Origin of the sequence: Arthrobacter sp. LAPM80, assembly GCF_046736435.1 — a bacterium.
Classification (GTDB): Bacteria; Actinomycetota; Actinomycetes; order Actinomycetales; family Micrococcaceae; genus Specibacter.
In genome coordinates this window covers 1-12,688 of sequence record NZ_JBCHVD010000001.1, presented here as the reverse complement: position 1 = coordinate 12,688, position 12,688 = coordinate 1, and the positions used below count along the sequence as shown (strand labels likewise).

The following is a 12,688-nucleotide window of genomic DNA, read 5'->3' as shown; positions in this document are numbered from 1 at the left end:
GGTTAACACGTCGGTCTTGGCTTCTCCGGGGTGCAGATCGGCGATGCGGCGCATCGCCAAACCCGGAATGTAGCCGACCAGAATGCCCTCGGCTTGGGCCACGGCGACGGGCAAGGCGCCAATGGTGGAGGGCTGGTCCACGACGAGCAGCACGGTGCCCTTGCCGGCGACGGCCTTGATGATCGCCCGCAGTTTCGCCTCGTCCTGGGGCAGTGCCCGGTCAAGGAGTTTCTTGCCAGTACGGTCGATAGCGACCGCATGATGGTTGCTCTTACCGACGTCAACACCAATGAAGATATCGACGTCCTCGTGTCCTTTGATCACCGCAAACCTCCCAGAAATAGTCCTGTGAAACTAGCGTTGGCATGTCCTACGGCGGCAAGGCTCGGCATCCACGTTACGGCTGACCTACACGCTCATTCGTTGTGCTGGTCCGGTCCCCATTAGCGATCCCCTGGCGCCTATCGAATCCCGGTGACAACACCCCCCGGATCATCAATGACTGGGGGACTTAATCATGCCGGGACCGACAGGCCAACAACCCCAATTCTTACTCTTTAAGGGGCTACTAAAAAGGTAACGGGGGTGGCACCGCGGTGGTTATTCGCTGAATTCACCCACTACTGATTGCGCTGCGGTTTGGTGGCTACCGAGGGAAGCTTCTGTCCGGATATTGGCTCGTCTCAGGACATGATTCCGTTGCCTTCGGGAGTCTCTCTACGTCTATGCCATTTGTAGCAATCGTTAAACGTCCATTCTAAAACCAAAAGGCCGACGCGGGAATCGTTGACCGTACCGGTCAGGGTTCCCGCAACGGGCGCGGCTCTGACACTCGTGCTGTCGTCTTCTGAAAACGCCACCGGGCCAAGACAGTATGAATTTAGTGCGTGTTGATCCAGTAGCGGCGCTTACCGTTACGGCTGTCTTCGTAGACGCCACTATTCTTTTCGATAGTGGCACGGGAACCGGCATTGTCCTCATCGCAGGTGACGAGAACCCTGGAAATGCCCAGCTCGCGGGCAACAGGCAACGCGTCATTCAACGCTTTGGAGGCGTGACCGAGTCGGCGCGCGGATGGCCGCACACTGTATCCAATGTGCCCGCCTTCATTCAGCCCGAAATCATTGAGTTCGTGGCGGATGGCAAGGGAACCAAGGACCACATCCCCTTCAACGATCCACAGATAGGTGCACGTCACATAACCAGGCTTCCGTGGGCTTTCCGGTAGCGCAGCAGCAACAAGTTCGTCAACAAATCGGCCAAAGTCCAGCGGATCCCGGAGGTCTTCCAATGACCAATCCTCCCCTCCGCCACCATCCCGGTGAGCTCCCCCAAATTCAACGGCGGCTTCTAGCCAGGAGGATTGAAAAAATACACTGGGGGTCATGAGGGTAGCCATCAAAAGATCCTAGCCTGCTACTTTGCTCTGTCTGACACCGCTCAGGAGCGTCCCATTCGAGAGCCCGAAGGCCTTCGCCTTCCAGATGCCGTACCTCTCGCTCGCCCACCGGTGAGCTCATCCCTAAAATCGACCCATGGATGAATCCTTGGTGCATCAGGTTTCGTGCGGAATGCTTATCTGCGCGGGGCGGGTGCTTCTCGTACACCGATCGTCGTCGACGGCACGATATCCGAATGTTTGGGACTTCCCGGGAGGTCACCTTGAACGGGGCGAAAATAGTCGTCAAGCGCTTGTGCGGGAGCTTCGAGAAGAGTTAGGCGTAGAAATCACTCCGCCGACTGGGCACCCGCTGCTGACCCGCCGGGACGCTGAGATATTCCAAGAAATATGGAAGGTTGAAGCATGGGAAGGTGCGATCATCAATGCTGCACCCGATGAACACGACGCCATCGGATGGTTCAGGTTGGACGAGGCAATGTCCTTAGACCTAGCCGATGACGGCTACCCAGCACTCTTCAATTAGGTGCTGCCCTGATTTCTGACCGGAACAGGTTGCAGTTGCGGACACGCAATCGCGGTGCAGGCGACCGCAAAAATTGGGTGCGGTACCTTTCGGAATGTGACACCCCCATGCAGAAACCATGCAGGCCGCCGAGTCAGCCCCGACGGCGCCCGAACATGCGCCAGGCCCTGCTTGCGGGGATGAATGCGATGGCGGCAAGGGCCATTGGGAACCAGAGCGCGGCATTTCCGGTCCACCCGATGCCTACGCCGTTGTCTCCGGAGAATGCCGTGACCTTGAGGAAGAAGAAATGGGAATGGAATTCTCCGCCAGCCTGCATGGCGACGGCAAGCATCCCGAAGGTGAAGGTGAATAGGAAAAGCCAGTACACCATGAGCACGCATAGGGCGGCCACCACCCCTGTTGTCCACAGCGGTCGCGATTGGTCAGCGCCTTCGGCGTAACTGGCTGCCAGCTCACTCGGTTTGCCTAAGCCTTCGAGGACCTCCTTGATGCTGGTGCTTTCGGCGTCGGCGTCGATGCTGTTGCGTAGATCGGCCAGAATTCGCTTGCGAATACGCGTCGGAACCCTTCCGTCAAGATACAGATCCACCTTGAACAAATACCGTTCCCTGGCAAGGGCGTGCCGCAATCCGAGTTTCGGCGGCTTTCCAGGAGCCGTCGCCTCGCTCGGCTGTGGCTGGCCCATGCCGTCGGCGCTCTTGTCCTTGACGTTCATGAGTCACTCCGTTCTTCTTCGCGCTTTGTTTCCCTGCTGACAATGGACAGGCCCCGCTCAGCCACGGCAGCGACTTCCTGCCACTTTTGGGCAGCATTGAGGCGGGCAAGTTCGCCCGCCTCTGTGAGTGCGTAGTACTTTCGAGCCGGTCCAGAGGCCGAGGGCTGCATGTAGCTGATCAGCCAACCATCACGCTCGAATCGACTGAGCACCGGATACACGGCACCGGTCGCCAGACCAGACAAACCCAAGGAGCGCAAGCGTTCCACCAGGTCATAACCATAAGATTCCTGGTGGTGAAGCAGTGACAGAATGAGCATCGGCAGCACCCCCCTGAGCAATTGGGGGTCGTGTGGAGAGACGTGATGTTCCATGCACCTATCATTCCACAACTATTAGTCAATATCTATTAGTTGAGGATTGCTAGTCATCAGGAATCCTCCCAATAGAGCGACATGGCTCGCAGGTTGCACGAAGCCTATGAGGCCATGCGCTTAGCCTGAGCGCCGATGGGCACTGTGGGACAGTGATGGACGCGAATGAGTCCGGAGCCGAACACGTCCCTATCCGTTCCGTCGCCAGCGATGGAAGGTCCTAGCTGCAACGATGGGATCGTTGCATGAAGTGCCCCAGTTGACGTTCCCCTTACGGGATACCCGACGCCCTGGGCAAGAATCAAATGTACGGGCTGGATTTTCGACTGGATTCGAGGGTTTGGTCCGACTGTAGTGAGACGAACTTGCTGAAGTTGTCTCACTACAGTCGGACCATTCCGCTAGCCCTCGCCCTTTTCATGGTCCAACTTGGATGAGACGGGACAGCTGCACAAAAACCGTCCTCCCCAAGTCCAGCCCAGTCCGCTAGTTTCCGAGGTTCGACTTGGATGGCGGGGCGCCGGCTTTCAGATCGTAGCTTGCTGAGCGCCGCATATCCTCGAAGATGTCGTCACTTTCGATCGGCACGTTCGAACCAAGGTTATGGGACTCGTTCAGCCACATGGGCGGCTCGGGTTCCCATCCGGGCGGCATTTGAACAAAGACCACCCGTGAGATCCGAGATTCTCTCTCTTGACGTAGCTCGCGGATGAGCTCCGCCACGATGGCCAGCACTACGAGTGCACCTAGCCCGATCCAGAGCGCCGTCTGAATGTGGCCCTCAAGCGCCGAGAGAATAGCAGAGGCGATGGTGGTTCCGAATGCGCCAGCAAGCGAGAATGCGATGACCTTGCCGATAAACGTGGCCAGAGCCGTGGTTGCGAGAGTGGGTAGAAACCGAGCCATGAAGCCCTCCAAGCGTGAGGCTCCCCCTATTACTTCATCTTGATCAGCTTTGGTCCACGGCTGCCCCTCGGTTTCGCTGAAGCTGGCCTGCAGGCAGCCATGATCGCACCGATACTTTGGTCCGGCTGCAGTGAGGTGGCTGCAGCAATCTCGTCTCACGACAGCGGGACTGTTCCGCTTGTTTAAGAGATAACCCTTGAGTTCCGGGGTTCGCCGCCGGGTCTCCACGGTGTGTGTTCCGTTCGGAATCAGGGGTGATCTCTTAGGAGCCGGCGGCAGACGAGAACGGTACGAAGTACGACTGGCAATCCCGACCGTCCGATTCGCTAGAACGCATGCCGCCGAAACGAAGGCGCCTCGTTGCCTGGGGTCTGTGGTGGTTCCTGATCCTGGGCGCGGTGTTGGGTAGCGCACTGGATGCTTTGAACGTTCCGCAACCCTGGCAAACGCTCGTGGACATCGCAGGTTTGGCTGCTGTATTCGGTCCATTGATCCGTGGGGCAGTGATTGAAACCCGCGAGCTTCGCGCCGAAGGTATCGTTCTACCGACTTATCCAGTCACTCGCAGGTCATTTATCGCCATCGCTGTAATCACCGCTATTCTCTGGGCCGTTTTCGCCTTCCTGGTCGCTACAGGCACACCCACGTTTCCTCTACTTCCAATCGTTGGCACGGTTTGGTTGGCTTACCACTTGCTTCGACTCCGATCAAAACCCCATTGACAAAGACAGGCTGAAAGGAACTGCACCGGGATAGATTGACTCAAGCAAAACCGGGCGGTGTCTCGCTCAGGGTTCTTGTTACGGCGCGCGGAGGGCTCAGCGCGCACACCCTCCCGATGACCAGATCGGCGTCGTCTGAACTTTTCATCTACGATCTCGCGGTGGGTAGGGAGAATCAACGGCAAGGCGTGGGGAGTTGGCTCATCCGCGAGCTTCGTGAGCTTGCGGCAGCGGTAGGCATCCGGGATGTGTTCATCCCGGCGGACAACGACGACACCCACGCACTCGACTTCTACCGAGTCCAGGGAGCCGTGGGGTCACCAGTGACACACTTCACCTTCACCGCCCCGTAAGCGGTTCCTTTTTCGGGACGGGCAGGGAATCTCGACGACAGGAAGGCGACCGAGTTGGAACGGACCTGCCCCTGCCTCTTCTGGGGCGGTGTGTTACCGCCACATGGGCGAATTGGGAGAGCTGGACGAACGGTATGTCACTGGTTGTGAAAGGAGGGCCGTCGTGCCTCAACGCGATGGGTTGTCCAGGGCGCGGTTTCGGTCTGGACTGACGTGCTGGCATCGTCTGCGGCTGCTTCCTACACGGCAACGGGAACGCTGGCAGTCAAGGGCTGCCGCCAGTCAAAAGCGGTAATGGACGAAAACAGAAGGCTAAGAGTCCAGCCAAATGCAGCGCGTTCGCGGTGGTCAGCACGGCCAGCGCGTCCCGGTCGCTTCCGCGGTCTCGAGCAGGCCGGCGGGTGTGTCGACCGCGCCATTTGGGTGCGTGGAGGCTCGATTGCTCGGACGAAGTCCGTTACGCGTCGGTCACACTGGATCGTGGCGCGCCAGGCAGCCAATCCGCGTGGTCGGCGTTTTGCTACACCGCCGTGCTCACTTCGTACTCCGGTGGAAACAGACGTTCGTCGACCGGGATCGGGCGTGGTAGCCTGACGGCATGCGTGCGACGGGAGCTGAAGCGGCAGGTGCGGAGCCGGCCAAACCCCGGAAGAAAATCGGACGGGATGTCTCGGCGAGCATCGGTCTGATCGCGGTGGTGATCGTTGTGATGGGCGGAGCGATGCTCATCGCGTCGGCTCTGAACCTCGGCGCGAGCATCATTATTGCCGGTTTCACGGCCATCTTCTTCACCCTCGGCGTCGGAGGAGGCACGTTGCGGGCGGATCTGAGAAAAGTGGCGTGGTATGGACCGCTAACCGCCTTGGCCGCGTCGATACCGCGTATTCTCGCTGAATATAACCAAGGACTGGCTCTGGTGCTCGTCTGTCTAATCATCTTCGTGGCGGGCCTGCTGCCTGTCCTGGGCAGGAACTACGCGCAAGCTGGCCTGGGTCTGGGCATTGCCACGTTGCTTGCCTTCGCTCTCCAAACGAACACTGGTTCACCAGTTCAGACGGTGGTGGCGGCCTTTGTCGGCGTCTGCTTCGTCGTCTTGCTGCGGATCCTGATGAAGATGCGAGACCCCAGCGACGTCGCCCGTGCGCTGGCGGCCGCGACACTGACGGAGGCCGACCCCGGCTTCGAGCATGCCTACACAATGTGGCTGAGGGACAGGCCAGTACGGTGGCTGCAGGAGTCGCTCCAGGGCGCCGTCGAATACCGGACGATCCGGACCGTCCTGGGAGTCGACGATGCGGCGAAAGCGGACCGGCGGGCCTCCGAGGTGTCGGCCGTTGTTGCGGCACGCAAGCCCGGCGATCTCAGTCCTCGGACACCCGACGCGGCTTCCTCGAACACGGTTGCGCTGGATGCGGCTTTGCGGACGCTGGATCGCGTCGAGGAGGCTGCCCGCCGCAGAGACACCACGAAGGTCGCTGACGCGCCAGCAACGAGGCGCGCCTTTGACCGGGCCTCCGTCAGATCCGCATTCACGTGGCGCGCACAAACCTTGAGACACGCGCTACGAACGGCTCTGGGCGTATTGCTCACGTTCCTCGTGGCGTGGGCGACCGTGGGACCGCATGATTCTCTGGTCACCTCAATGGCCACGGCATCCTTCGCGATCCTGCAGATCAGCTGGACCCAGTCCCTGTTCAAAGCCAAGCAACGAGTGCTGGGAGTCGCCGGAGGCGCTGGCGTCATGGCCTTGGCGCTATGGCTCCTGCCGCAGTCATGGCTTCTGCCCTTCGCGCTCATCGCCGCGATTGCCGGCGTCTGGTTGATCGCCAGTAACCAGGTCCTGTCGATAGGCAGCTTCGTCGTTGTCTCGGTCGGTATGAACGCCGTCGGGAAGGGCCTTGACCCGACTCGCACGCTCATCGAATACATCCTTCTCTTATTTGCCGGGGTCGCGATCGGGCTGCTGCTCGGATTCACGATCGTGCCACAACTCAAACCAGACCGAGTGGGCCAGCGGGTGCGCCGGGCCAGAAGCGCTGGGAGCGAGCTGCTGCGGTCCATCGCACAGTTGGCCAATCCGGCGTCTGGGACACCGGGGCAACACCGCATGCCGCCCGAGCTGATGCGCCCGCTCTACCGGCAGCGCACGGAGGTGATGAATCTTCGTTCGCCGTTGGGCCGCCAGGATGAGCGTGCCGGCGTGCTCGCCGAAGACTGCAGTTCCCTGGCTACGCGATTCGAGACGCTCGCGATTGTGAGCGTCCTCGAGGCCGGGGAGGGCCGTTTGACTGCTCAAACGTTGAGCGCCGCGGCAGACGCGCTGGACGGGATCATCGACCAGGACAATCACCAAAGTCCTGATGAGGCCGATTCCCCCGGGCTTGTGCAAGTCGCACGATGGGTCGGTTCCAGCAGCACGGAATTTCTCAAGACCTGCGACCGGGGCTGAGACGCCCCTGTCTTCGCCGTCAACTACGGTTCGGCACGAGAAAGTCCGACGGCGCCGGCATTGCCGGCATGACAGCGGCGAACAAATGCGCTGCGCGGGGATGGCGGGTGGGAATCGTGGATGCACTCCCCTGCGGCGGCACCTGTGCGCTGCGTGGCTGTGATCCCAAGAAGATCCTCCGCCGTGGCGCGGAAATCATCGACGCCGCCAACCTGACGCGGAACAAGGGCATCAGCGGGGACAGGCTGTCGATCGATTGGCCGGCACTGATGCGCCACAAGCGAGGGTTTACCGATGGTGTACTGAGGCCAATATATCTGCAGCAGGCGTTTTCGCCTACGCCACCGACCCGACTCGATTCTCGGAATAGCAGAATGGTCATCGGCCTAGACGTCGAGTGACTGCCGGGAAACGCGAAACCCAAGCCGATGTGGCTCTGGGCCTCGAAACCGTTGCCACAGGAAGCGACACAGGCCGATCACTGGTGGTCAAAGTACCTGCGCCGCTTCGATATCGAACACATATTACAGTTCCTGAAGCAGAGCTTGGGGTGGGCCAGGCCCAAGCTGCGGGAACCGGCGGCGGCCGACCGGTGGACCTGGATCGTGATGGCAGCGCACACGCTGCTGCGCCTGGCCCCCCTGGCCATCGAATGCCGGCTGCCCTGGCAACAGCCCTTCCCAAAACCGCCCTGAGCCCGTCACGGGTGCGCGCAGCGTATCGGCGGACCTGCCGTAATACCGTCCACCACGCAGAACAGCCGATAGCCTCGGCCCCCGGCCCGGGACGCCCGCAAGGCAGCACGAACAGACTCAAACCGATCGTCCAGCCCGTGGGAAAAGCCCATTACAAAGACTAAAAAGAAAACTTCGCGTACGATTTTCCCGATTTCTGCGGTTCACCCTGTGCAGACCGCCGCAGCGGGACTACCGTGGATGCACCAGAACTGCCAAGCGTGAGGTGTTAGCCATGAATCGAGCCCAGGGTAAAGTCGCTGTGATCACCGGTGGTGCAAGCGGGATCGGCCTCGCGGCAGCGAAGCTGCTGGCCGCGGAAGGGGCCGCGGTGGTGATCGGCGACCTGAAGCCGGAGCAGGCCGAAGCGGCTGCGGCGCAGATCACCGGGGCCGGAGGCAGGGCGCTCGGACTCGCCGTTGACGCTATGGAGGAGGCGTCGCTGACCGCCCTGGTCGAGGCGGCAGTCCAGGAGTTCGGCTCGCTGCACATCATGTGCAACCACGTCGGCGGCAGCAACCCGCGCAAGGACCTGGACCTGCTGCGCCTGGACATGGACGAATTCGACCGGACCATGCGCCTGAATGTGCGCAGCACCGTGGTCGGCTCGCGTGCGGCGCTGCCGCACATCATCGCCGCCGGCGGGGGGTCGATCATCAACACCGCCTCGGTGGGCGGGCTTTCCGGGGACTTCCTTCAGGTCTCCTACGGCACGGCGAAGGCAGCGGTGATCCGCCTGACCCAATACGTCGCGACGCAGTACGGGGCGCAGAACGTGCGCTGCAATGCCATTGCCCCGGGTGCGATTATGACCCCGGCGCTGCGTGACAACCTCTCGGCTGACGCGATTGAGTCCATCCGTTCGCACAACGCACTGCCGTTCATTGGCGCCGCAGAAGACATCGCGCAGGCCATGTTGTTTCTGGCTTCCGACGAGTCGCGCTACGTCACCGGACAATGCCTGGTGGTCGACGGCGGGATGAGCAGCCACTCCTCGATCGCCGAGGACCGCCGAAGCCTGCTGCCCGACAGCCCAGCCAGCTGACCTGGCGTTCCGGTTCAGTGACTTGATGGCTTCGGTCAACACCTGCCTCAGTCTCCTCGAACACTATATGGTTCTCGCACTGCCCTTCCAAGGCTTCGACTCTTCCAAGCATTCTCTAGAAAAGTTCATAGGACTGCGGTGGGGGGATAAGTACGGACAGGTTTTCGATCTGACGCGAAAGGATGACAAGCGTTACAACGATCGGCTCGTTGATGTGGTCGAGCGCTGGCGCAATACCTATTCTCACGGGTTGAGAAGGGTCACGGTTCTTCGGTCTACCTGCCTAAAAGGGATTGGGGCCATCCCAGTGGGACTGAGTTCTGCAACTAAGCGCGTCGGCATCTTCTTCATGCCCGCGACAGATGAAGCCATCAACCCTTATTTGGAACTTATCGACGAGTTCGGCGCATGGCTCAGTGACACGCGTACGTGCTTCGCCATGGAGTGGATCCCTCTGGGCTGCACGTCCGATTCGATCCCGCCTTCCGGACCGAACTTGCCGAACTTGCCGAACTTGCCGAACTTGCCGAACTTGCCGAACTTGCCGAACTTGCCGAACTTGCCGAACTTGCCGAACTTGCCGAACTTGCCGAACTTGCCGAAGCCATGGAAAACTCTGACCGGTTTGCAAAATACGTCGAATACAACGCGTACCTTGAAGACCGTGCTACAAACATGGACTATTAAGACTCAACAAGTAACGGCCCCGCACAACGTCGTTGACGCCAGCCGCCAGGTTGTCAAAGTGCCCGGTAAGCGTTCCCCCTATGGGGACGGCTCATTCTTGTCTGGAGAGCGGGACCTATTGATTGCTTCTGCTTCGGCATCCGCAGCAAGCACTTCATCGGAAACGCTGAGCATCAGGGTGCTGTCGCGCATGGTGAAGAGATGGGTGACTATTTCGCGGCCATTTGCCTTCCAGATACTGGGGGGCACTTCTTCGTCTTCCCTCGGCCTTATTGGCTGGCCATAGACATCCGTCAAATTGTTCGACACGACGTCGTGGCCGAGGAGGCTCGCAGAAGCCTGCGCCTCAGGGAAGGCATATAGGTGAAAGTGGACGCCCAAGAACTTGCCACGAAACGAGTCCCATGAGGCGAAGGAAATGCCTGGCACTTCAGTGAAGAGGGTGAATGATGCCGTAGATGATTCGTCCGACGCGTGATCCAAGCGTTCTCCGGTTTTGAAGTGGAGGCGCCTGAATAGGGTCTCCTGTTCCTGATCGGAGCTGGGCCAAGTTCCTTCTACCAGTTGCGCCACCAGGGCAGCAACTGTGGCCGGATCGGGAATCAGTTCGCTTCTCGGTTCTATGATCGCGGGCATATGGCGACACTACCGCCAGAACACGCGAAAAGCAGCCTGCTACCTTCGATCATTTAAGAAGGTGATGACTCGTGGACCCGCTGGCCGGGACCAATCTAGTGCCATGAATCCTCACCCCAAACTGCCACCACTTAATCCTTTTCCCACAGAGGGTTCCCCCGCGGACAACCCAACAAATCTCACAGCCACTGTTCGTCCAGGTGATCCGGCCGACCTGTGATCGACCGGCTTGCGGGATACTCCGAAATGCCTATTCGGGTGGACCACTCGCCTGTGTTTGCGAGGATAGGACGGTGGGGGATCGCTGCCTGTTGCCCAGCTATGACCAACCGATCACCCCTGCATAAGCGCCGCCATTACCCGCATTTGTGCACTGTCTCGATCCACACCCGCAGCGGCCAGCGCACGATCCAGGCGGTCGCTATGGACACTCAGCACCCCGAACAATAGGTGCTTGATCCCGACGTGATCGGAATGAAGCTCCCGCGCGGTGCGCTGCGCCGCCTTGAGGACCTCCAGAGACTTGCGGGTGAACGGCATCGATTCTGAGGTGTCTGGCGGACCAGGGGAGGCGAAACTCATTATCGCTTGACGCACTTCATCCGGCCAGACGCCCAGCGCCGTCTGCACCGTGTTTGGATAAGCGTGCAAAAGCCCCAATAGTAGATGCTCGGGACCGATGTACGAGTCATGCATCATTACCCTTGACTCTTCCTGAGCCAGGATCACCGCCCGCTGCGCACCGTCGGTGTAGTTCTGAGACATCTTCGAACCGCTCATGCCCCAAAGCGTAGTCTTCGCTGTGCGTCAGCACCACGGGCGCGCCTGCCGATCCGGGTCTTGGCCGGTGAGAGCCATAACTCCATCCCCTACTGCCAATCTCGGCTGTCCCGGTGAGCGTTCGGCCCACGGGCACTGTACGGCCGCGCTTTCGGCACCAGCGGCCCGTATGTTCTCTCTGTGCCCGCGCGATTCGAGGGACTTGGTGGTTACCAGGGGTTCGGCGTTGTCTCGCTGTCCAACGGCCCGCGTCCGGCCAACCATGCCATAACCAACCGCCGACTATTAGATGAATCGAGTCGCTCGGGAGCATTTGCAAGCAACTGCGGAAGTTCCCAGTCCACATACTCTTGCGGCCAATCCAACGGGCCGTAGCCCAGTCCGAGATCTACGTGGTGCAACTCCACCTCCCGGAGCCTGTGTGCTGGGCAACCAGCTACACCGTAGTGCCCTCCGCCAAGGAAATGCCCGTTGGGCCATCCTGCCGCCATGGATGCCGTGAATATCTCTTCAAGACGCTCCATGCTGGATTGGAGATCGGCGATGATCTCACCAGGTGACCGCGTGGCCCCGTCTTCAATCTCGGTGCTGCGCTGTTGCTCACCACTTTGGTATTTAGGAACATCGTGGCCACCCAGCGCACCTGATAGTCGTCGCGCATGGGCGTCCGCATTGCGAGCAAGATGGGTCAGAACATGGCCCACGGTCCAGCCCGGCAGGCGACTTGACGATTGGACGTCCTCGTCGGTCAGCTGTGCCACGCGACGCATCAACCGCCCCTGCGCTTCACGGCACAGTCGGGACGCCGGTTCCGGATTGCTCTCAAGATCCACGAATACATCAACCTTTCTTCGCCACTCGATCACCGACAACTCTGCCACAAGCGCTCACAATGACATGGGATGGGCAGACACGATCCAGATAAGACACCGATCAACCGTGCAGGGATTGCTGGGATGCACCAAATTCCTCACCCCTGTAGGAACGGATCCTAGGTATTCAAGACGGAGTTCCGCCTGATAATCGTTAGTCTGAAGGCATGAATCAGGTCCATAGCGCACCAACAGCTTCGACGCACGGCGCTGTTGTGCATGATGAGGTTCGCCCGGCCTGGTCGGCGGAGGTGGTCTCGTGGCTATCGGGATCACCCTTGAGCGGTCACCGACTGGAAGTACTGGAGCTAGGAGCCGGCACAGGACTAGGAACACGGACCATCGCGACACTTGGACACGCCGTCTCTGCAGTTGATACGTCTGCCAACATGCTCTCCGTGCTCCGAACCTCCTGCCAGGAACTTCACTCTGAAATCGCTAATCGCATCACGGCTACTCGCGGGTCGGCAGAACGATTCCCCTTGGG

General features: G+C 60.1%; 15 protein-coding genes and 1 pseudogene. 8 read left to right on the top strand and 8 right to left on the bottom strand.

Annotated features, from left to right (window positions below):
• Positions 1-9: 9 nt before the first annotated feature.
• Both AAGW05_RS00080 and AAGW05_RS00075 read right to left on the bottom strand, forming a co-directional pair.
• A pseudogene (locus tag AAGW05_RS00080) lies at positions 10-324 on the bottom strand (IS110 family transposase); the annotation flags it as partial.
• 556 nt (positions 325-880) lie between these two features.
• Positions 881-1,399 carry a GNAT family N-acetyltransferase gene (locus tag AAGW05_RS00075; protein WP_411802424.1) on the bottom strand — a complete coding sequence of 173 codons (519 nt, stop codon included), beginning with the start codon at positions 1,397-1,399 and terminating at the stop codon, positions 881-883.
• Between the two features lie 136 nt (positions 1,400-1,535).
• On the opposite strand from AAGW05_RS00075, the gene AAGW05_RS00070 reads away from it, so the two are divergent.
• On the top strand, positions 1,536-1,925 hold the full coding sequence (locus AAGW05_RS00070; protein WP_411802423.1) for an NUDIX domain-containing protein: 390 nt from the start codon (positions 1,536-1,538) through the stop codon (positions 1,923-1,925).
• Positions 1,926-2,058: 133 nt separating this feature from the next.
• On the opposite strand, the gene AAGW05_RS00065 is transcribed toward AAGW05_RS00070, so the two are convergent.
• From AAGW05_RS00065 to AAGW05_RS00055, 3 genes are all read right to left on the bottom strand, one after another.
• Positions 2,059-2,643 (bottom strand): HAAS signaling domain-containing protein, encoded by a 585-nt coding sequence (locus AAGW05_RS00065; protein WP_411802422.1) that lies wholly within the window; start codon positions 2,641-2,643, stop codon positions 2,059-2,061.
• Positions 2,640-3,017 (bottom strand): PadR family transcriptional regulator, encoded by a 378-nt coding sequence (locus tag AAGW05_RS00060; protein ID WP_411802421.1) that lies wholly within the window; start codon positions 3,015-3,017, stop codon positions 2,640-2,642. The genes AAGW05_RS00065 and AAGW05_RS00060 overlap by 4 nt, the downstream gene beginning before the upstream one ends.
• A 486-nt stretch (positions 3,018-3,503) precedes the next feature.
• The gene (locus AAGW05_RS00055; RefSeq protein WP_411802420.1) at positions 3,504-3,923 is read right to left on the bottom strand and encodes a hypothetical protein; all 420 of its coding nucleotides are present in this window, start codon (positions 3,921-3,923) and stop codon (positions 3,504-3,506) included.
• An 838-nt stretch (positions 3,924-4,761) separates the two neighbouring features.
• Here AAGW05_RS00055 and AAGW05_RS00050 point away from each other — a divergent pair.
• The 6 genes from AAGW05_RS00050 to AAGW05_RS00025 all read left to right on the top strand — a co-directional run bounded on the left by AAGW05_RS00050 (position 4,762) and on the right by AAGW05_RS00025 (position 9,913).
• Positions 4,762-4,998, top strand: a complete 237-nt coding sequence (locus tag AAGW05_RS00050; RefSeq protein ID WP_411802419.1) for a GNAT family N-acetyltransferase — start codon at positions 4,762-4,764, stop codon at positions 4,996-4,998.
• Between the two features lie 598 nt (positions 4,999-5,596).
• Positions 5,597-7,447: an FUSC family protein gene (locus AAGW05_RS00045; protein WP_411802418.1), complete on the top strand. Its 1,851-nt coding sequence runs from the start codon at positions 5,597-5,599 to the stop codon at positions 7,445-7,447.
• A gap of 116 nt (positions 7,448-7,563) precedes the next feature.
• Positions 7,564-7,848 carry a hypothetical protein gene (locus tag AAGW05_RS00040; protein ID WP_411802417.1) on the top strand — a complete coding sequence of 95 codons (285 nt, stop codon included), beginning with the start codon at positions 7,564-7,566 and terminating at the stop codon, positions 7,846-7,848.
• Positions 7,849-7,875: 27 nt separating this feature from the next.
• Positions 7,876-8,142 carry a hypothetical protein gene (locus AAGW05_RS00035; protein WP_411802416.1) on the top strand — a complete coding sequence of 89 codons (267 nt, stop codon included), beginning with the start codon at positions 7,876-7,878 and terminating at the stop codon, positions 8,140-8,142.
• A gap of 274 nt (positions 8,143-8,416) precedes the next feature.
• Positions 8,417-9,226, top strand: coding sequence for an SDR family NAD(P)-dependent oxidoreductase (locus AAGW05_RS00030; RefSeq protein WP_411802415.1), 810 nt, complete (start codon positions 8,417-8,419; stop codon positions 9,224-9,226).
• 444 nt (positions 9,227-9,670) lie between these two features.
• Positions 9,671-9,913 carry a hypothetical protein gene (locus AAGW05_RS00025; protein ID WP_411802414.1) on the top strand — a complete coding sequence of 81 codons (243 nt, stop codon included), beginning with the start codon at positions 9,671-9,673 and terminating at the stop codon, positions 9,911-9,913.
• 78 nt (positions 9,914-9,991) lie between these two features.
• Here AAGW05_RS00025 and AAGW05_RS00020 read toward each other — a convergent pair whose 3' ends face one another.
• From AAGW05_RS00020 to AAGW05_RS00010, 3 genes are all read right to left on the bottom strand, one after another.
• Positions 9,992-10,549, bottom strand: a complete 558-nt coding sequence (locus AAGW05_RS00020) for a hypothetical protein (RefSeq protein WP_411802413.1) — start codon at positions 10,547-10,549, stop codon at positions 9,992-9,994.
• Between the two features lie 333 nt (positions 10,550-10,882).
• Entirely contained in the window at positions 10,883-11,329 is a 447-nt protein-coding gene (locus tag AAGW05_RS00015) for a Clp protease N-terminal domain-containing protein (protein ID WP_411802412.1), read from the bottom strand.
• 209 nt (positions 11,330-11,538) lie between these two features.
• Entirely contained in the window at positions 11,539-12,210 is a 672-nt protein-coding gene (locus tag AAGW05_RS00010) for a maleylpyruvate isomerase N-terminal domain-containing protein (RefSeq protein ID WP_411802411.1), read from the bottom strand.
• 158 nt (positions 12,211-12,368) lie between these two features.
• On the opposite strand from AAGW05_RS00010, the gene AAGW05_RS00005 reads away from it, so the two are divergent.
• On the top strand, positions 12,369-12,688 hold a 320-nt coding region (locus AAGW05_RS00005), incomplete at its 3' end, for a class I SAM-dependent methyltransferase (protein ID WP_411802410.1).

Bases quoted from the DNA above. Each gene is read 5' to 3' on its own strand.
- AAGW05_RS00070 (WP_411802423.1), top strand. From the start codon at position 1,536: ATGGATGAATCCTTGGTGCATCAGGTTTCGTGCGGAATGCTTATCTGC.
- AAGW05_RS00045 (WP_411802418.1), top strand. From the start codon at position 5,597: ATGCGTGCGACGGGAGCTGAAGCGGCAGGTGCGGAGCCGGCCAAACCC.
- AAGW05_RS00060 (WP_411802421.1), bottom strand. From the start codon at position 3,017: ATGGAACATCACGTCTCTCCACACGACCCCCAATTGCTCAGGGGGGTG.
- AAGW05_RS00065 (WP_411802422.1), bottom strand. From the start codon at position 2,643: ATGAACGTCAAGGACAAGAGCGCCGACGGCATGGGCCAGCCACAGCCG.
- AAGW05_RS00075 (WP_411802424.1), bottom strand. From the start codon at position 1,399: ATGGCTACCCTCATGACCCCCAGTGTATTTTTTCAATCCTCCTGGCTA.
- AAGW05_RS00015 (WP_411802412.1), bottom strand. From the start codon at position 11,329: ATGAGCGGTTCGAAGATGTCTCAGAACTACACCGACGGTGCGCAGCGG.
- AAGW05_RS00030 (WP_411802415.1), top strand. From the start codon at position 8,417: ATGAATCGAGCCCAGGGTAAAGTCGCTGTGATCACCGGTGGTGCAAGC.
- AAGW05_RS00020 (WP_411802413.1), bottom strand. From the start codon at position 10,549: ATGCCCGCGATCATAGAACCGAGAAGCGAACTGATTCCCGATCCGGCC.
- AAGW05_RS00050 (WP_411802419.1), top strand. From the start codon at position 4,762: ATGACCAGATCGGCGTCGTCTGAACTTTTCATCTACGATCTCGCGGTG.
- AAGW05_RS00055 (WP_411802420.1), bottom strand. From the start codon at position 3,923: ATGGCTCGGTTTCTACCCACTCTCGCAACCACGGCTCTGGCCACGTTT.
- AAGW05_RS00035 (WP_411802416.1), top strand. From the start codon at position 7,876: ATGTGGCTCTGGGCCTCGAAACCGTTGCCACAGGAAGCGACACAGGCC.